The 17625-nt window shown below is 73.6% G+C and carries 16 protein-coding genes; 3 read left to right on the top strand and 13 right to left on the bottom strand.

The genetic code is table 11. The features are described 5' to 3' along the window. Window positions 1-20 precede the first annotated feature (20 nt). The 11 genes from murD to HGAM_RS19690 form a co-directional block, all read right to left on the bottom strand. Window positions 21-1505: a UDP-N-acetylmuramoyl-L-alanine--D-glutamate ligase gene (gene murD / locus HGAM_RS15310; RefSeq protein WP_019146378.1), complete on the bottom strand. Its 1485-nt coding sequence runs from the start codon at window positions 1503-1505 to the stop codon at window positions 21-23. After that, window positions 1502-2569, bottom strand: coding sequence for a phospho-N-acetylmuramoyl-pentapeptide-transferase (mraY, locus tag HGAM_RS15305; protein WP_019146377.1), 1068 nt, complete (start codon window positions 2567-2569; stop codon window positions 1502-1504). The genes murD and mraY overlap by 4 nt, the downstream gene beginning before the upstream one ends. 63 nt (window positions 2570-2632) lie before the next feature. Continuing rightward, window positions 2633-3985 carry a UDP-N-acetylmuramoyl-tripeptide--D-alanyl-D-alanine ligase gene (locus HGAM_RS15300; RefSeq protein ID WP_019146376.1) on the bottom strand — a complete coding sequence of 451 codons (1353 nt, stop codon included), beginning with the start codon at window positions 3983-3985 and terminating at the stop codon, window positions 2633-2635. Further along, the gene (locus HGAM_RS15295; RefSeq protein ID WP_049798404.1) at window positions 3982-5481 is read right to left on the bottom strand and encodes a UDP-N-acetylmuramoyl-L-alanyl-D-glutamate--2,6-diaminopimelate ligase; all 1500 of its coding nucleotides are present in this window, start codon (window positions 5479-5481) and stop codon (window positions 3982-3984) included. The genes HGAM_RS15300 and HGAM_RS15295 overlap by 4 nt, the downstream gene beginning before the upstream one ends. Window positions 5482-5550: 69 nt before the next feature. Beyond that, window positions 5551-7305: a peptidoglycan D,D-transpeptidase FtsI family protein gene (locus HGAM_RS19700; protein ID WP_019146374.1), complete on the bottom strand. Its 1755-nt coding sequence runs from the start codon at window positions 7303-7305 to the stop codon at window positions 5551-5553. Next, window positions 7302-7724, bottom strand: coding sequence for a cell division protein FtsL (ftsL, locus tag HGAM_RS19695; RefSeq protein WP_019146373.1), 423 nt, complete (start codon window positions 7722-7724; stop codon window positions 7302-7304). The genes HGAM_RS19700 and ftsL overlap by 4 nt, the downstream gene beginning before the upstream one ends. Then, window positions 7721-8662, bottom strand: coding sequence for a 16S rRNA (cytosine(1402)-N(4))-methyltransferase RsmH (gene rsmH / locus HGAM_RS15280; RefSeq protein ID WP_019146372.1), 942 nt, complete (start codon window positions 8660-8662; stop codon window positions 7721-7723). Before rsmH ends, ftsL begins: the two co-directional genes overlap by 4 nt. After that, window positions 8659-8790 carry a hypothetical protein gene (locus tag HGAM_RS21020; protein WP_019146371.1) on the bottom strand — a complete coding sequence of 44 codons (132 nt, stop codon included), beginning with the start codon at window positions 8788-8790 and terminating at the stop codon, window positions 8659-8661. Before HGAM_RS21020 ends, rsmH begins: the two co-directional genes overlap by 4 nt. Window positions 8791-8913: 123 nt before the next feature. Further along, window positions 8914-9366, bottom strand: a complete 453-nt coding sequence (gene mraZ, locus HGAM_RS15270; RefSeq protein WP_019146370.1) for a division/cell wall cluster transcriptional repressor MraZ — start codon at window positions 9364-9366, stop codon at window positions 8914-8916. Window positions 9367-9591: 225 nt separating this feature from the next. Further along, the gene (locus HGAM_RS15265; RefSeq protein WP_019146369.1) at window positions 9592-9999 is read right to left on the bottom strand and encodes a DUF3040 domain-containing protein; all 408 of its coding nucleotides are present in this window, start codon (window positions 9997-9999) and stop codon (window positions 9592-9594) included. After that, a complete protein-coding gene (locus HGAM_RS19690) occupies window positions 9986-10750 on the bottom strand; it encodes a methyltransferase (protein WP_019146368.1) in 765 nt (254 codons plus the stop codon). The genes HGAM_RS15265 and HGAM_RS19690 overlap by 14 nt, the downstream gene beginning before the upstream one ends. Before the next feature lie 88 nt (window positions 10751-10838). Here HGAM_RS19690 and HGAM_RS15255 point away from each other — a divergent pair, with 88 nt between their 5' ends. After that, complete coding sequence (locus HGAM_RS15255) at window positions 10839-12092, top strand: phytoene desaturase family protein (RefSeq protein WP_019146367.1); 1254 nt, start codon at window positions 10839-10841, stop codon at window positions 12090-12092. On the opposite strand, the gene metF is transcribed toward HGAM_RS15255, so the two are convergent. Then, window positions 12089-12976 (bottom strand): methylenetetrahydrofolate reductase [NAD(P)H], encoded by an 888-nt coding sequence (gene metF / locus HGAM_RS15250; protein ID WP_019146366.1) that lies wholly within the window; start codon window positions 12974-12976, stop codon window positions 12089-12091. The genes HGAM_RS15255 and metF overlap by 4 nt on opposite strands. Window positions 12977-12999: 23 nt before the next feature. On the opposite strand from metF, the gene HGAM_RS15245 reads away from it, so the two are divergent. Both HGAM_RS15245 and pknB read left to right on the top strand, forming a co-directional pair. Beyond that, on the top strand, window positions 13000-14076 hold the full coding sequence (locus tag HGAM_RS15245) for a polyprenyl synthetase family protein (protein WP_019146365.1): 1077 nt from the start codon (window positions 13000-13002) through the stop codon (window positions 14074-14076). 102 nt (window positions 14077-14178) lie between these two features. After that, complete coding sequence (gene pknB / locus HGAM_RS15240) at window positions 14179-16143, top strand: Stk1 family PASTA domain-containing Ser/Thr kinase (RefSeq protein ID WP_019146364.1); 1965 nt, start codon at window positions 14179-14181, stop codon at window positions 16141-16143. A gap of 100 nt (window positions 16144-16243) precedes the next feature. Here the strand turns inward: pknB and HGAM_RS15235 are convergent, their stop codons facing one another. Continuing rightward, complete coding sequence (locus HGAM_RS15235) at window positions 16244-17584, bottom strand: class II 3-deoxy-7-phosphoheptulonate synthase (RefSeq protein WP_019146363.1); 1341 nt, start codon at window positions 17582-17584, stop codon at window positions 16244-16246. Between the last annotated feature and the right edge of the window lie 41 nt (window positions 17585-17625).

The following is a 17625-nucleotide window of genomic DNA, read 5'->3' as shown; positions in this document are numbered from 1 at the left end:
CTCCCTCGTCTGCGCCGTGACTACTGCTCGTGCACCCTCCGTCGTACCGCCGCAGCGAACGCGTCCCCCCGGGCGCCGTAGCTCTCGAACTGGTCCATGGACGCGCAGCCGGGGGCCAGCAGCACCGTGTCGCCCGGCTGGGCGAACGACGCGGCCGCGTCCACGACGCGGTCCATGAGGTCAGTCTCCCCCGGCTCGACCTCGACGACGGGCACATCGGGCGCGTGTCGTCGCAGCGCGTCGGCGATCACGTCGCGGTCGCGGCCGATGAGGACGACCGCCCGCATCCGGTCGTGCGCCTGCTCGACGAGCTCGTCGAACGACGCGCCCTTCGCCAGGCCGCCGGCGATCCAGACCGCGTGCTCGACGCCGCGCAGGGACGCCAGCGCGGCGTGCGTGTTGGTGGCCTTGCTGTCGTCGACCCACGTGACGCCGCCGGACTCGGCGACCTGCTCGATGCGGTGGGCGTCGGGCCGGAAGGCGCGCAGCCCGTCGCGGACCGCCTTGGGCGGCACGCCGTGCGCGAGCGCGAGGGCCGCGGCGGCGAGCGCGTTGGCCACCTGGTGCGGCGCGGGCGCGCGGCCCAGCGCCTGCTCCAGGTCGCGCAGCGTGCCCAGCTCGGCGGCGGACGTGGTGCGGTTCTCCACGAACGCGCGGTCGGCCAGCACGTCCTCGACCAGCCCGACCATGCTGGGCGCCGGGACGCCGAGGGTGAAGCCGATCGCGCGGCAGCCCTCGACGACGTCGGCCTCCTCGACCAGGTGCTCGGTCGCGGGGTCGTCGACGTTGTAGACGCAGGCGACCTGCGCGTGCTCGTACGCCTTGCCCTTGGCCGCGGCGTAGTGGGCCATCGGGTCGTCGGCGCCACCGGGCTCGGCGGCGTGCCAGTCCAGGTGGTCCGGCGCGAGGTTCAGCACTGCGGCGGCCTGGGCCGACATGGACGACTGCCAGTACAGCTGGAAGCTCGACAGCTCGACCGCCAGCGCGTCCCACGGCTCGGGGTCCATGACCGCCTCGAGCACCGGGGTGCCGACGTTGCCGACCGCGATCGCCCGCTCGCCGTTGGCCTGCAGCATCGCCTCGAGCATCTGCACCGTGGTGGTCTTGCCGTTGGTGCCGGTGACGACGAGCCACGGGGCGGCGTCGTCGCCGCGCAGGCGCCAGGCCAGCTCGACCTCGCCCCACACGGGCACGCCGGCGTCGAGCGCCTGGCGCAGCAGCGGGGCGTCCGGGCGCCAGCCCGGCGACACGACGACGAGGTCGACCGGCTCCGGCAGCGTGGCCGTGCTGCCCGGGCCGACGCGCAGCTCGACGCCCAGGACGCGCATGAGCTCGGCCTGCTCGGCCATGGCGGTGGGCTCCTGCTCGTCCACCACGACGACCTGTGCCCCGAGGTGCTGCAGCGTGTCGGCGGCGGCGAACCCGCTGCGGCCGAAGCCGGCGACGACGGCGCGGACGCCGCTCCAGTCCGAGGTGCGCCCGAGCCGCGTGACGTCCTCGCTCACAGGCTCGCGACCCACTCGGCGTAGAAGATGCCCAGGCCGGTGGCGACGCACAGCGCGCTGATCAGCCAGAAGCGCACGACGATCGTGACCTCGGCCCAGCCGAGCAGCTCGAAGTGGTGCTGCAGCGGGGCCATGCGGAACAGCCGCTTGCCCTTGGTCGCCTTGAAGAAGCCGACCTGCAGGATGACCGAGGCGGTGATCGCGACCAGCAGGCCGCCGAGCACGACGAGCAGCAGCTCGGTGCGGGTCATGAGCGCCAGACCGGCGATGGCGCCGCCGAGCGACAGCGAGCCGGTGTCGCCCATGAAGATCTTGGCCGGGGCGGCGTTCCACCACAGGAAGCCGATGCAGGCGCCCATGAGGGCGGACGCCACGACCGCCAGGTCGAGCGGGTCGCGCACCTCGTAGCACTTGGAGACGAGCGGGTTCGTGTCGCAGTTCTGGTTGCTCTGCCAGATGTTGATGATCACGTAGGCGCCGAAGATCATGGCGCAGGTGCCCGTGGCCAGGCCGTCCAGGCCGTCGGTCAGGTTGACGCCGTTGCTGGTGCCGGCGATGAGCAGCAGCACCCAGATCACCAGGGCGACGCTCGGCAGCGTCCAGCCCGGGATATCACGCGTGAACGAGACGGCGTGCGTGATGACCGTCGAGCCCTCGGCGTCCTCGAGGTTGATGGCCAGGATCGCGAAGATCAGCCCGATCACGGTCTGCCCGACGAGCTTGGCCTTGCTGCGCAGCCCCAGGCTGCGCTGCTTGAAGATCTTGATGAAGTCGTCGAGGAACCCGATGAGTCCCAGTCCGCAGAACAGGAACAGCAGCAGCAGCGCGGACGCGCTGGGCTCGGTCTGGGTGACCAGCATCGAGGCGGCGTAGCCCACCAGCACGGCCAGGATGATGACCAGGCCGCCCATCGTGGGGGTGCCGCGCTTGGTGTGGTGCGAGGTCGGGCCGTCGTCGCGGATCAGCTGCCCGTACCCCTGCTTCACCAGCGCGCTGATGGCGACCCGGGTGCCCAGGAGCGTCACGAGCAGCGAGACCGCACCGGCGATCAGGATGGCCTTCATCGAGCAGGGGCTCCGTTCGGGGGACGACAGGCAGGGGTGGGCAGGACAACGAGAAGTATGCCGTCACCCCGTCAGGAGGGCGTCGGCGACTCGCTCGAGCCGCGAGCCGCGCGAGGCCTTGACCAGCACCGCGTCGCCCGGCGCCACGCGCTCGCGCAGCCAGGCGACGGCGGCGTCGGTGTCGGGGACGGCGTGGCCGCGCTCGCCGGCGCCCTCGGCGACCGGAGCCGCTCCGGCGCCGACGGCGAGCACGTGGTCGACGCCGCGCGCGACGGCGTGCTCGCCGAGCGCACGGTGGGCGGCGTCGCTGCCCTCACCGAGCTCGAGCATCTCGCCCAGGACGGCGTACGTCGCGCCCTCGCCACCCATGGCGGCCAGCGCGTCGACCGCGGCGGCGGCGGACTCGGGGTTGGCGTTGTAGGCGTCGTTGACGACGACGAGGCCGTCGGCGCGCACCTCGCGCTGCATGCGCATGGGCGAGGCGGGCCGGGCGGTCGCGAGCGCGTCGACGGCCCGGTCGACGTCGAGGCCGAGCGCCTGCACCACGGCGAGCGCGGCGGCGGCGTTGGCCGCCTGGTGCTCGCCGAGCAGCGGCAGGTGGGCCGGACGACGCTGGCCGGCGTGGACGACCACGAGGTCGACCTCGCCGGAGGCGTCCAGGGAGACGTCGGTGGCGGCGACGTCGGCACCCTCGCCGCCGAAGGTGAGGACCGGCGCCTGGGTGCGCGACGCCATGGCGGCGACCCGGACGTCGTCGGCGTTCAGCACCGCGATGCCGTCGGGGCGCAGCGCCTCGACCAGCTCGCCCTTGGCCTGGGCGGTGCGCTCGGGCGAGCCGAACTCGCCGAGATGGGCCGAGCCGACGTTGAGCACGACGGCCACGTCGGGCGGTGCGATGTCGCACAGCAGCCGGATGTGGCCGACGCCGCGGGCGCCCATCTCGACGACCAGGAAGCGGGTGCGCTCGTCGGCCCGCAGCACGGTGAGGGGGACGCCGAGCTCGTTGTTGAACGAGCCGGTCGGTGCGACCGTCGGCCCGAAGCCCGCCAACAGGTGCGCGAGCAGGTCCTTCACGCTCGTCTTGCCGGCCGAGCCGGTGACGCCGACGACGCGCAGGCCGTCCAGGCGGTCCACGACGTGGCGGGCGACAAGTCCGAGGGCGACGACCACGTCGTCCACGACGACGCACGGTCCGTCGAGCGGTCGCGACGCGAGCACCGCGGCGGCACCGCCGGCCAGGGCCGCGGCGGCGAAGTCGTGCCCATCGACGTGCTCGCCGGCCACGGCCACGAACAGCCCACCGGGATCCACGGCGCGCGAGTCGACGGACGGCGCGCCGGTCACGGCCGTCGCCGGGTCGCCGTGCAGCGTCCCGCCGGTGACGTCGGCCAGCTCGGCCAGGGTCAGCTCGATCACGCGGAGGCCTCCCCCGCGGCGTCGATCAGCTCGGCCAGCACGTCGCGGTCGTCGAAGGGGTGCACGACGCCGGCGACCTCCTGGCCCTGCTCGTGGCCCTTGCCGGCGACCACGACGGTGTCGCCGCGGCGCGCGAGCGAGACGGCGTGGGCGATCGCCTCGCGGCGTCCGCCGATCTCGACGACCTCGACACCGGACGCGTCGTGCGCGCCGGCCAGCACGGCGGCGCGGATCGTGGCCGGGTCCTCGGTGCGCGGGTTGTCGTCGGTGACGACCAGCACGTCCGCCCACTCGGCTGCGGCGGCACCCATGAGCGGACGCTTGCCGTGGTCACGGTCTCCCCCGGCCCCGAGCACGACCACGAGGCGGCCGGGCGTGACCGGTCGCAGCGCGGCCAGCACGGCGGTGACGGCGTCAGGCTTGTGGGCGTAGTCGACGACCGCGGTGAACTCCTGGCCGCGCTCGACGCGCTCCATGCGTCCGGGGACGCCGGTGCTGCGGCCGATGCCCGCGACCAGGGCGGCCGGGTCGTGCCCGGCGGTGCTGAGGGCCGCGACGACGGCCAGCGCGTTGGAGACGTTGAAGACGCCCGGCAGCGGCACGCTCATCTCGAGCTCGAGGCCGTCCGGGCCGAGCACGGTCAGGTCCGAGCCGAGCCGGTGCGGGCGCACGTTGACCGCGCGCCAGTCGGCGGCGCGTCCGTCGACCGAGAACGTGGTGACCGGCAGGCTGGTGCGCTCGGCCAGCAGGCGGCCGTGCTCGTCGTCGGCGTTGAGCACCGCGTGGCGCGCGTGCTCGGGCGTGAACAGCGACGCCTTGGCCTCGAAGTAGGACCGCACGTCGCCGTGGAAGTCCAGGTGGTCGCGGCCCAGGTTCAGGAAGACGGCGACGTCGAAGGCGAAGCCGTCGACCCGACCCTGGACGAGCGCGTGGCTCGAGACCTCCATGGCGCAGAGCCGGACGTGCTCCTCGCGCATCACCGCGAACAGCGCCTGCAGCTGGGGCGCCTCGGGCGTGGTCAGCGCGGACGCCGCCGGGACGCCCTTGACCCGGGTGCCGATGGTGCCGACGACCGCCGCCTGCTCGGCGCCGAGCGCCGCCTCGGCGAGGTACGTCGTGGTGGTCTTGCCCTGCGTGCCGGTGACGCCGAGGGTCGTGAACGCCTCGGACGGGTGGTCGTACAGGTCGGCCGCGAGACCGGCCAGCACCGAGCGCGGGGTCGGGTGCACCAGCACCGGGAGCGAGCCGTCCAGGCGGGCCGCACCGTCGGCGTCGGTGAGCACCGCGACCGCTCCGGCCTCGCGGGCCCGGTCGGCGAAGTCGGCGCCGTGCGCGCGGGCGCCCGGGAGCGCCGCGTACAGGTCGCCGGGGCGCACGTCACGCGTGTTGAGCGCCAGCCCGGTGATCGTCGTGGAGGTGTCGTCGGTCGGGACGCCCAGCGTCCTCGCCACCTGCGCCAGCGTCCGGCTCGGCGCCTCGCTCGGGCGCACTCGCATCGTCCCCGTCACCGGTCCAACCTATGGCATGGCTGTGCCCGGACCGCACGCCGTGGCGTGCGGTGCCGGTCACCAGTCCTGCGCGACCTTCGGGCTCTTGGCGCCGGTCGGCGCGATGCCGAAGCGCTCGAGCGCCATGGACATGACCTGCTGGAAGACGGGCGCCGCGGTGGAGCCACCGCCGGCGCTGGAGACCGGGTTGTCGAGCACCACGTAGGTGACGAAGCGCGGGTTGTCGGCGGGCGCGAAGCCCATGAACGACACCGTGTTCTGGCCGCGGACGTAGCGCCCGGTCTCGGGGTTGACCCGCCAGGCCGTGCCGGTCTTGCCCGCGACGCGGTAGCCCTCGATCTGCGCGGCCGGGGCCGTGCCGTCGTCGGCCGTGACGGCCTCCATCATCCGGGTGACCTGCTTGGCGGCCTGCTGGCTGACGACCCGCTGGCCCTTCGGACGGGCCGGCTTCTCCACCGAGCCGTCGGCTGCCTTGAGGCCCGACACGACGGTGGGCTCGACGGCGACGCCGCCGTTGGCGATCGCGCCGACGGCCTTGACCATCTGCAGCGCGGTGACCGAGACGCCCTGGCCGAACGTGACGGTCGCGGCCTGCGAGCGCGACCAGCGCTCGGCCGGCACGAGGATGCCCTTGGACTCGCCGGGTAGGCCGACGCCGGTCTTGGCGCCCAGGCCGAACTTGCTCAGGTACGAGTGCAGGGTCGAGCTCTTCATCTGCTGCGACGCGACGATCGTGCCCATGTTGGACGACTGGGCGATGACGCCGGCCGCGGTGAGCTTGATCGTGCCGTGGTCCCAGTAGTCGCTGATGTTGAAGCCGTCGATCGTCATCGAGCCGGGCACCTTGATCTTGGTGTCGGCTGACACCAGTCCCTGGTCGGCCAGCGCCGCCATGGTCAGCGTCTTGATGACCGAGCCGGGCTCGTAGACCGTTTGCCACGCCCGGGCGACCGTGTTCTTCTCGGTCATGCCCGTGCGGGTGTCGGGGTCGAACGAGGGGTACTGCGACAGCTGGACGAGCTCGCCGTTGGTGACGTCCATCGTGATGGCCAGGCCCCAGTCGGCGCTGCTCGAGCGGACGCCGTCGGCGAGGCGCTGGTCGGCGTACCACTGCAGGTCGCGGTCGATCGTCGTCACGACGTCGCGACCGGGCACCATCTCGTCGACGGTGGTGTCGGCCTGCGGGATGCGCTGGCCGCTCGGCGCGACCTCGTAGGTCATCCGCCCGTCCTCGCCCTGCAGCTGGTCGTCGTAGGTGCGCTCGAGCCCGGCCACGCCCTCGCCCTGGGCGTTGAGGTAGCCCACGAGGTTGGCCGCCAGCGCCCCGCCCGGGTAGGTGCGGATGGGCGCGGAGTCGCTGAACACGCCGACCAGGCCCTTCTCCTTGAGCCGGTCCAGCGCCTTCTGGGCGCGGGTCGCGGGCGCCTGCTTGACCAGCACGACGTAGCGCGACTTGGGCGTGCGCAGCTTCTTGACCACGGCGAAGTAGTCGAGGTCGTCGAACACGCCGGTCAGGACGGCGGCGATCTGCGGGGCGTCCGCGGTGGTCATGGTCGGGTCGGCGGTGAGCGTGATGCCCTCGACGTTCGCGGCCAGCTCGATGCCGTTCCGGTCGGTGATCGAGCCGCGCGGGGCCGGGACCACGACGGTGTCGGTGCCGCGCTCGGTCGCCAGCGCGGCGAACGCCTGGCTGTCGATGCCCTGGATCTGGAACAGCCGCAGCCCGAACATCACGAGCACGGCCAGGACGACGACCAGGCACGCGCGCAGCCGCTTGTGGGTCATCGTCTGCGTCGCACCGCGTGCGCTCATCGGTCCACCCGCTTCACGTTGGTGCCCTTCTCGGCCGGTCGCGGCTTGCCGACGACGGAGCCGTCGCTGAGCCGCAGGAAGACGGGGTTGGTGTTCGGGACCATGCCCAGGCGCACGGCCTCGGCGGCGAGCCGGCCGGGGCTGCGGCTCTCGGCCACCTCCGCGGCGAGCGCGTCGTGCTGGGTCTGCAGACGGTCCGCGGTGCGGTCGAGGTCCTGCATCTCGAACGCCTGGCGCTGCAGCACCGTGCTGAGCACGATGAGGCCGGTCAGGCCGAGCGACAGCAGGACGATCACCAGGCCCACGAACGGCGTGCGTCCGCGGGTCGTGGCGGGGGCCTGGACGAGCCGCAGCCGCGGCGCGGACGGGACGGTGCGGGCGGCGAGGCGGCGGGCGGCGCCGACGGCGGACGTGCTCATCGCGCCACCCGCTCCACGGCCCGGACCCGCACGGGCTTGGCCCGGCGGTTCTCCTCGATCTCGTCGTCGGACGCCTGCTCGGCACCGCGCGTCACCAGCGCGAACCGGGGCAGCATGTCGTCGGGCACCTGGGGCAGGTCGCGGGGGGCGCGCGAGGCGGTCACCGCGGCGAAGGCGCGCTTCACGATGCGGTCCTCCAAGGACTGGTAGGCCATGGCCACGACGCGCCCCCCGACGCGGGTGGCCTCGAGGGCGGCGGGCACGGCACGGGTCAGGACGGCGAGCTCGGCGTTGACCTCGATGCGCAGCGCCTGGAACGTGCGCTTCGAGGGGTTGCCACCGGTGCGCCGGGCGGGCGCCGGGATCGCGTCGCGGACGAGCTCGACCAGGCGGGCGCTCGTGGTGAACGGCGCCTCGGCGCGGGCGGCGACGACGGCGTCGGCGATGCGGCGGGCGAACTTCTCCTCGCCGAAGTCGCGCAGGACGCGGGTGAGGTCGCGCGCGTCGTAGGTGTTGAGGACGTCCGCCGCGGTGAGCGGGTCCTCGGGGTTCATGCGCATGTCCAGCGGAGCGTCCTGGCTGTACGCGAAGCCGCGCTCGGCCAGGTCGAGCTGCATGGACGAGACGCCCAGGTCGAACAGCACGCCGGCGACCTCGGGGATCGCGGCGTCGGAGAGCACGGTGCCGATCTCGTCGTACACCGCGTGGGCCAGGTGGACACGGTCGCCGAACGGGGCGAGCCGCTCCCCCGCCCGCGACAGCGCCTCGGGGTCGCGGTCGATGCCGACCAGGCGGACGTCGGGGAAGGCGGTCAGCAGGGCCTCGGCGTGACCGCCCAGGCCGAGGGTGGCGTCGACGACGACGGCGTCGGGGGTGGTCAGCGCGGGCTCGAGCAGCTCCAGGATGCGGGTGAGCATGACCGGCACGTGCTGCGTCATGCGGCCGCTCCCAGCGCGAGGGCGAGCAGCCCGGCGATGAGCGCGCTCGTGCCCAGGGAGAACGCCATGACGGCGGCCGAGTCGGCCAGCCGCTCGCGCACGCGTCGCGTCGTCGTCGTCGTGTCCATCGCTCCCCTCCTTGGGCTCGTACCGACCCGGCTCCCTGCTCGTGGGGCCTGATCACCGGCCGGGTGGATCTGGCGCCGGGGAAGTGGCGTCAGAGTCAACCGGTCGGAGATCGGGACCCGCGATCAGAAGTCGCCGGGCATCACCTCGTCGGACATGTCGGCGAAGGCCGCCGACTCGTTCTCCTGGAACTCGTTCCAGCGCGCGGCGTCCCAGATCTCGATGCGGTCCATCGCACCGATCACGACGCAGTCCTTGTCCAGCGACGCCCACTCGCGCAGCACCGCCGGCACCGCGATGCGTCCCTGCTTGTCCGGGACCTCCTGCGAGGCGCCGGAGAAGAGCATGCGAGCGAAGTTGCGGCTGCGCTTGTCGGTGATCGGCGCGCGTCGCAGCTCGTCGGTGAAGGTGTTGAAGCTCTCCGGCGTCCAGCCGTAGACGCAGTTCTCCTGCCCGCGGGTCAGCACGACGCCCCCGTCGAGGCGGGGACGGAACTTGGCCGGCAGGAACAGGCGGCCCTTGTCGTCGAGGCGCGGCGTGTAGGTGCCGAAGAAATTGACCAGCTCAACGGGACTCACCTCGCTTCCTCCTACGCTCCCAAGTTCACCACTTTCCCCCACCCTACTCCACAATCCCCCACCGTCAACGCAGAACGCCCCACATCACGGCGTGTCTTCGCCGGGGGACGTGGGGCGTGGAGTGGCTGAGGATCGCCGTCAGGGCAACGAAAAAACCGCCCCGGTCAGGGGCGGTGGAGGGTGGTGGGGCGCGGTGGAGCGATCAGCGCCGCTCCACCCGGGACGTCAGTACTCGTCGCCGTCGCGGCGGCGGTTCCAGCGCTGCTCCATGCGGTCGGTGAACGACCCCGAGGACTTGGGCTTGCGTCCCTTGCCGCCACGCGGACCCTTCGGGCCGGCCGACGACGGCGCGGAACCGACGGCCAGGCCGCGGCGGTAGCTGGTGACGAAGAGGTAGGCCGAGCCGAGCATGGCCACGAACCCGATGACGCCCAGGATGGTCTGGGGCACCATGACGCCGGCGAGCAGAAGGCCGATGCCGGCCAGGAACCCGAGGGCGGACAGAACGGCGACGCGGCGGGTGCGCGCCACCAGGCGCGAGCCGCGAAGGGTGGAGGCGAACTCGGGATCCTCGGCAGCAAGCGACTGCTCGAGCTGCTGCAGAAGTCGGGCTTCCTCGTCAGAGAGCGGCACTGGAGCCTCCGAAGGTGTGGACGTCTGCCTCTGATTCTAGGCACCCGACGAGGTGCAGGCCAGCGGAGAGTGCTGTGAACTCTCCGAGAAGTGCCGCCTGACGCTCCAGGGCGTACAACGCGTCGCGTCCGCCGGGCTCCACGTCCACCAGGCTGGAGGGCACGAGGTCGGCGAACGCACGCGTCCCGGCGGTGTGCTCGACCCTCAGGCCGGCGGCCGTGAGCATGTCCGCGACCTCGGCCAGGACGAACCGGCGGGCCCCGTCGGAGCGCCGGTCCCAGCCGGCCAGGTCGATGCTAAGCAGCCGCGAGGCGCCGTCGAAGTCGCCGGCCACGGCGCGCCGGACCGCCGCGCCGAGCCGGTTGGCGACCAGCACGCTGAGGCGTCCGCCGGGGCGCAGCACCTGGGTGGCCGCGGCGACCGTGGCCGCCGGGTCGTCGACGTGCTCGAGCACGCCGTGGCACAGCACCAGGTCGACCGGCTCGGTCACCTGCGCCGCGAGGTCGGACGCGTCGCCGAGCGAGCCGGTGAGGTTCTGGGCGACCCCCGCCTCGCTCGCGCGACGCTCGAGCGCCGCGAGCGCGTCCGGGCTGGGGTCGACGACATGGACCGCGTGACCGGCTCCGGCAAGCCGGACGGCGTCACCGCCCGCACCTCCGCCGAGGTCGACGATGCGCAGCGCGCCCCCACCGGTCAGCTCGACGGCGTCCAGCACCGTCTGCCAGAGGAGCTCGGCGCGCACAGGTCCCATGCGGACACTGTGCCACGGAGGGATGGCCTAGGGTCGGGCGCATGCCGCTGACGCTCCCCCGCCCGGCCGCGCCCGGAGCGCTCGCCTGATGGCCCGGGTCGTCGTCGTCGGCGGCGGGTTCGCCGGGCTCTCGGCCGCCGGCCGGCTGGCCAAGCTGCGCCACGAGGTGGTGCTGCTGGAGGCCTCGGACCGGCTCGGCGGACGTCTGCGCGGCGTCGAGCGCGACGGCCACCGCTGGGCTCTGCACCCCGAGACGTTCACCCTGCCCGGCGTGCTGCGCGACCTGTTCCGCAAGTCCGGCCGCACGATCGACCGCGTCCTGGAGATCGAGACCGTGCCCGGGCGTCGCCACGTCTTCGCCGACGGGACGGTGCTGGACCTGCCGATGGGCACCCGTGGGGCGCAGCACGACGCGGTCGTCGCCCTCACCGGCCAGGACGAGTGGTCGCCGTACCTGGACGGGCTCCCGACCCCGTGGGACGTCATCCGCCGCCAGTCGCTGGACCAGGTGCTCACCGGCCGCGACGCGTTCACGAAGGGGCAGTGGCGGGCCCTGCGACCGCGCCGCACCGTCGACCGCGTCGCCAAGGACATGGGCGACGACCGGCTCGCGACCGTGCTGCGCGACGCGGTGCGCGTGCACGGCGACGACCCGCGTCGCGTCCCGGCGTTCACCACGGTGCAGCACTACCTGGAGCGCAACTTCGGCCTGTGGCACGTGGTCGGCGGTCGTGGCGTGCTGGCCGACGGCCTCACCACCCGCATGCAGGAGCGACGCGTGGACGTCCGGCTCGGCACCGCGGCGTCCGGGCTCGTGCTCGACGGTCAGCAGGTCCGGGGGGTCGAGACCGACGCCGGCACGGTGCCCGCGGACGTGGTGGTGTGGTGCGCCCCGACCTGGCCCGCTCCCCTGCCCGAGCCGCGACGGCTGCTGCCGGCCGTGCCCGCGCGGCAGACCTACGTGCGGCTCGGACCCGACGCGCCCGCCCTGGTGCAGGACGTCGTCGTCCACGCCGACCCGCCGCTGCGCATGTGGGAGGCCGACCCCGGCTGCTGGACGATCGAGCACACCCGCAGCGAGGACCCGCTGGTCACGCTGGCGCGCCACCGCATCGACCTGCGCGACCACGTGGTCGACCGCTGGGACGCCTCGCCCGGCGAGCTCGTGACGCAGGGGCACTGGGGCTGGCAGTGGCAGGGCTGGCGCACCGCCCTCGCGCGTCCGGGCGTCGGCCCGCAGGGCGGGCTGTTCCACGCCGGCGCCCACGCCCACCCGGGCGGCTCGCTGGAGATGGTCGGCGAGGCCACCGCGGCGATCGCGGCGGCCGTCGGCAGGGCCTAGCCGCGCGGACGCAGCTGCTCGAAGATCTCGCGCGTCGCCTTGGAGCGGTTGAGCGTGTAGAAGTGCAGGCCCGGCGCCCCGCCGTCGAGCAGCTCGCGGCACAGCCGGACGGCCAGGTCGATGCCGGCCGCCCGCAGCGCCGCCGGGTCGTCGCGGTGCGGCTCGAGCTCGGCGAGCACCGGGTCGGGGATCGCGACGCCGGACAGCTCGGCCATGCGGGCCACCTGGTTGAGGTTCAGCACGGGCATGATGCCCGGCACGACCGGCAGGTCCGAGCCGTTGGCGCGCAGACGGTCGACGAGCGCGAAGTAGTCGTCGGCGCGGAAGAACAGCTGGGTGATGGCGAACGACGCACCGGCCTCGTGCTTGGCGGCCAGCACCTCGGCGTCGCGCTCGAGGGTCTCGCAGTCGGGGTGCCCCTCGGGGAACGCGGCGACGCCGATCTCGAAGCCGCCCAGGTCGCGGGCGAGCTCGACCAGCTCGGTCGCATGGGTCATGCCGTCGGGGTGGGTCTCCCACGGCGCCCGGGGACCGCCCTGCGGGTCGCCGCGCAGGGCGAGCACGTGCCGGACGCCCGAGGCCGCGTACTGCTTGAGGACGTCCTCGATCTCGCCCCGGCTCTGCCCGACCACGGTGAGATGGCCGACCGGGGTCAGCGAGGTCTCCTCGGCGATGCGCCGGGTCACGCGGATCGTGCGGCTCTGGCCCGCGCCGCCGGCGCCGTACGTCACCGACACGAACGACGGCCCGAGCGGCTCGAGCTCGGCGATCGTGCGCCACAGCAGCGCCTCGCCCTCGTCGTCCTTCGGCGGGAAGAACTCGAAGGAGAAGGTCGGCTCGGGCGCGCGCAGGAGGCGCACCAGGGACGGGACCGGCTCGGACATGGCCCAACGGTATCGTCGCGGACGTGATCAGCCCCGCCGACGACCACGGGACGGACAGCACCGTCCCCGGCCTGGACCCGGACCGATTCCGCGCGCTCGTCGACGAGGAGCTGGAGGCCTTCGTGGTCCACCAGCGGCTGCGCCTCGCGCCGCTCGGCGACCAGGCCGGCGAGTACGTCGACGCGGCCGTCCGCTTCGTCGAGGGCGGCAAGCGCCTGCGGCCGCTGTTCTGCCTGGCCGGCTGGACGGCCGCCGGCGGCAACCCCGCTGACACCCGGCTCGTGCGCGCCGCCGCGGCCCTGGAGTGGCTGCAGGGCAGCGCGCTCGCCCACGACGATGTCATGGACGACTCCGACACCCGTCGCGGACGGCCCAGCCTGCACCGCGAGTTCGCCGCCCGGCACGTCGCCGAGGGACGCGTCGGCGACCCGGAGGCGTACGGCCGAGCCGTCGCGATCCTGCTGGGCGACCTCATGCTGTCGTGGTGCGACGAGATGTTCCGCGACTGCGGGCTCGACGTGTCCGCCGCCGGTGCCGTGCTCGACGAGTGCAAGACCGAGGTCGTCGCCGGCCAGCTGCTGGACGTCGCCGGCCAGACCGTGCCGTCGCTCAGCGTCGACGAGGCCCTGCGCGTCGTCCGCTACAAGGCGGCCAAGTACACCGTCGAGCGTCCGCTGCACATCGGTGCCGTCCTGGCCGGCGGCGACGCCGCTCTGGTGGAGACGCTGAGCGCCGTCGGCGTGCCGCTGGGCGAGGCGTTCCAGCTGCGCGACGACGTCCTGGGCGTCTTCGGCGACCCGGCCGAGACCGGCAAGCCGGCCGGCGACGACCTGCGCGAGGGCAAGCGCACCGTGCTGGTCGCCCGCGCCGCGGAGCGGCTCTCCCCCGCCGAGCGCCAGCGCCTGCACGAGGGACTCGGCCACGCCGAGCACGTGGCCGAGCTGAGCGTGATGCTGCGCGAAAGCGGTGCGCTCGACGCCGTCGAGGCCGACATCGACGACCGGGTGGAGGCCGTCCGTGACGCCCTCGCCGACGTCGAGGAGCCGGCCCGCGGCTTCCTGGCCGTCCTGCTGGACCAGGCGACCCGCCGCACGCGCTGAACCGTCCGGCCCGGCGCGGCGGTGGGGGCTCGCCGCGGCCGACTCTCTAGAATCGGCGGGCAGGGGTCCGTCCGAACGACTCCCGGGGAACAGGAGCGATCGATGGCGGCACGAGGCGACGAGGCCCTGCGCGGTCGCGTCCTCGAAGGTCGCTACGTGATCGGCGAGCGCATCGCCCGCGGCGGCATGGCCAGCGTCTTCCTGGGCCACGACCGCCGGCTCGACCGCCAGGTCGCGGTCAAGGTGATGCACCAGGGCCTGGGCGACGACGAGCAGTTCACCGAGCGCTTCGTGCGCGAGGCGCGCTCCGCGGCCAAGCTCAACCACCCCAACGTCGTGGCCGTGTTCGACCAGGGCACCGACGCCGAGCTCACCTACCTCGTCATGGAGTACGTCCCCGGGCACACCCTGCGCGACGTCGTGCGCGACGAGGCGCCCATGCGCCCGGCCCGTGCGCTGCGCCTGCTCGAGCAGGTGCTGCTGGCGCTGTCGGCCGCCCACGCGGCCCACCTCGTGCACCGCGACATCAAGCCCGAGAACGTCCTCATCGCGCCCGACGGCGTGCTGAAGGTCGCCGACTTCGGGCTCGCGCGCGCGGTCAGCGCCGCCACCACCGCCACCGGCGGCACCCTCATCGGCACCGTCTCGTACCTGGCGCCCGAGATCGTCGTCAACGCCGGCACCGACGCCCGCTCCGACGTGTACGCCTGCGGCGCGATGCTGTTCGAGATGCTGACCGGCTCCAAGCCGCACACCGGCGAGTCGCCGATCCAGGTCGCGTACCGCCACGTCCACGAGGACGTCCCGGCTCCCTCCAGCCTCGTGCCGGGCATCCCGCCGTACGTGGACGCGCTCGTCGCCCGGGCCACGGCTCGCGACCGCGACCGCCGCTCCCCCGACGCCCACGTCCTGCTGCAGCAGGTGCGCACGGTCCTGCGCGCCCTCGACGCCGGGCTGGCCGACGACCCCGACCTGACCGCCGACCTCGACCCCGGCTCCTCGGACGCCTGGGAGTCCGAGGTGACGCAGCGCGTCGCCGACGTCCGTCCGGCCTCGGTCCTGGGGCTCGCGCCCGAGGACGTCGGCTCCAGCACGGTGGTCGTCGCGCCCGACGCCGAGCACACCATGGCCTGGCAGTCCGCTCCGGCCGAGCCGGAGCCGCCGGCCCCGGCGCTTCCCCCGGCGCGCCGTCGCCGCCGGCGCGGCGGCCTTCTGCTGCTGTGCGTCCTGCTCCTCGCCGTGCTGGCCGCGGGCGGCGGCTGGTACTACGGCGTCGGCCGCTACACCGAGGCGCCCGATCTGGTCGGTGTCTCGCTCGCGCAGGCGCAGCAGACCGCCGAGCAGGAGGGCTTCACGCTCGAGACCGGGCAGCCGGAGTACTCCGAGACCGTCCCCAAGGACACCGTCATCAGCACCGACCCCGAGCCGGGGTCCAAGGTGCTGCCCGGCGACACCATCGAGGCCGTCGTCTCCCTCGGCAAGGAGCGCTACCAGGCGCCGAACCTGGCCGGGCGCACGCTCGACCAGGCCAAGGCCGCGCTCGAGGACGGCAACCTCGCACTGGGCGACGTGCGCCAGGTCTACGACGACAAGGTCGCCAACGGCCGGGTCGTCCGGCTCACCTCGATCAAGCCGGGCACGCTGCTCAAGCGCGACACCCCGGTCGACCTCACCGTCAGCAAGGGCAAGCAGCCTGTCGAGGTGAGCAGCCAGGTCGGCCGCAAGCGTGCGGCGGCGGTCGAGGCGCTGGAGAAGTCGGGCCTGAAGCCCACCGTCACCGAGGCGTTCTCCGACACGGTGCCCGAGGGCGTCGTCATCGACCAGAACCCGCGCGAGGGCACCCTGTTCCGCGGCGACGAGGTCAAGCTCGTCGTCTCCAAGGGCCCCGAGCTGCTGCCCGTGCCGGACGTCCGCGGCCGCTCGCGCGCCGAGGCCGAGCAGGCGCTCACCGCCGCCGGCTTCAAGCCGCAGGTGCGCGACGTCCTGCCCGGCAACGACAGCGTGATCGTGCAGAACCCGGCGAGCGGCAAGCTCAAGCGCGGTTCCGCCGTCACCATCTGGTGCTGACCCGGGAGCAGCTCTCGGCCACGTCCTGGACCTGCTCGCCCAGCAGAACGACGCCGCCGGCCGCCCCGTGAGGGACGACCGGCGGCGGGACGAGCGGGGGTCAGCTGCGCTCGGCGAGCATCTCCGCGACGAGGAACGCCAGCTCCAGGCTCTGGGCCCGGTTCAGGCGCGGGTCGCACAGGGTCTCGTAGCGGGTGACGAGGTCCTCCTGCGACAGGCGGGCGCCGCCGCCGAGGCACTCGGTGACGTCGTCACCGGTCAGCTCGACGTGGACGCCACCGGGCCACGTGCCGAGCGCACGGTGCACCTCGAAGAAGCCGCGCACCTCGTCGATGACGTCGTCGAACTCACGCGTCTTGTAGCCGTTCTCGGTGGCGAACGTGTTGCCGTGCATCGGGTCGCACACCCACGCGACCTGCAGGCCGGCAGCGCGCACCTTCTCGACCAGCGGCGGCAGGCCGTCGCGGATCTTGCCCGCGCCGAAGCGCGTGATGAAGGTGAGGCGGCCGGGCGTGTTCTCGGGGTTGAGCTTCGCGGCCAGCGCCAGCGCGTCGTCCGGAGTCGTCGTGGGGCCGAGCTTCACGCCGATCGGGTTGGCGACGCGGCTCAGCAGCTCCACGTGGGCACCGTCGAGCTGGCGGGTGCGCTCACCGATCCACAGCATGTGGCTGGAGACGTCGTACGCCTTGTCGGTGCGCGAGTCGATGCGGGTCAGCGGCTGCTCGTACTCCAGCAGCAGCGCCTCGTGCGAGGAGTAGAAGTCGACGGCGTGCAGCGACTCGGGGTCGATGCCGATCGCGTCCATGAACGCCAGCGCCTTGTCGATCGCCGCACCGACGGCCTCGTAGCGCTGGCCCAGGGGGCTGCTGCGCACGAAGTCCTTGTTCCAGGCGTGCATCTGGCGCAGGTCGGCGTAGCCGCCGGTGGTGAAGGCGCGCGCGAGGTTCAGCGTCGCGGCGGACGCGTGGTAGACCTCGAGCAGCCGGTTCGGGTCGTGCTCGCGCGCCTCAGGGGTGAAGTCGAAGCCGTTGACCGCGTCGCCGCGGTACGCCGGCAGCGTGACGCCGTCGCGGGTCTCGGAGTCGCTCGAGCGCGGCTTGGCGTACTGGCCGGCGAGCCGGCCGACCTTCACGACCGGGACGCTCGCGGCGTAGGTCAGCACGACGGCCATGGAGAGCAGCACCCGCAGCTTGTTGCGGACGTTCTCGGCGGTGACGCCCTCGAAGGTCTCGGCGCAGTCGCCGCCCTGGAGCAGGAAGGCCTCGCCACGGGCGACGGCGGCCATCTTGTCGGTCAGCGCGTCGCACTCGCCGGCGAAGACCAGCGGCGGCATCGTGCGCAGCCGCGAGACGGCGGCGTCACGCGCGGCCGGGTCGCGGAAGGTCGGCTGCTGGACGCGACCCAGCGCGTCCAGCTCTTCGAGGGTGGGGATGGTGCTCACCGCGCCAGGATACGGCGTGGTGCCGCGGGCCCGGCACGCGT

The sequence above is a fragment of the Aeromicrobium massiliense JC14 genome (genome assembly GCF_000312105.1).
Classification (GTDB): Bacteria; Actinomycetota; Actinomycetes; order Propionibacteriales; family Nocardioidaceae; genus Aeromicrobium; species Aeromicrobium massiliense.
This window is presented reverse-complemented; position numbering and strand designations above follow the sequence as displayed.

What these genes read in the sequence shown, in the direction of transcription:
- mraY (WP_019146377.1), bottom strand. Translation starts at nt 2,569, where the DNA reads ATGAAGGCCATCCTGATCGCCGGTGCGGTCTCGCTGCTCGTGACGCTC.
- HGAM_RS15295 (WP_049798404.1), bottom strand. Translation starts at nt 5,481, where the DNA reads ATGCGAGTGCGCCCGAGCGAGGCGCCGAGCCGGACGCTGGCGCAGGTG.
- HGAM_RS19700 (WP_019146374.1), bottom strand. Translation starts at nt 7,305, where the DNA reads ATGAGCGCACGCGGTGCGACGCAGACGATGACCCACAAGCGGCTGCGC.
- ftsL (WP_019146373.1), bottom strand. Translation starts at nt 7,724, where the DNA reads ATGAGCACGTCCGCCGTCGGCGCCGCCCGCCGCCTCGCCGCCCGCACC.
- rsmH (WP_019146372.1), bottom strand. Translation starts at nt 8,662, where the DNA reads ATGACGCAGCACGTGCCGGTCATGCTCACCCGCATCCTGGAGCTGCTC.
- HGAM_RS21020 (WP_019146371.1), bottom strand. Translation starts at nt 8,790, where the DNA reads ATGGACACGACGACGACGACGCGACGCGTGCGCGAGCGGCTGGCCGAC.
- HGAM_RS19690 (WP_019146368.1), bottom strand. Translation starts at nt 10,750, where the DNA reads ATGGGACCTGTGCGCGCCGAGCTCCTCTGGCAGACGGTGCTGGACGCC.
- HGAM_RS15255 (WP_019146367.1), top strand. Translation starts at nt 10,839, where the DNA reads ATGGCCCGGGTCGTCGTCGTCGGCGGCGGGTTCGCCGGGCTCTCGGCC.
- metF (WP_019146366.1), bottom strand. Translation starts at nt 12,976, where the DNA reads ATGTCCGAGCCGGTCCCGTCCCTGGTGCGCCTCCTGCGCGCGCCCGAG.
- pknB (WP_019146364.1), top strand. Translation starts at nt 14,179, where the DNA reads ATGGCGGCACGAGGCGACGAGGCCCTGCGCGGTCGCGTCCTCGAAGGT.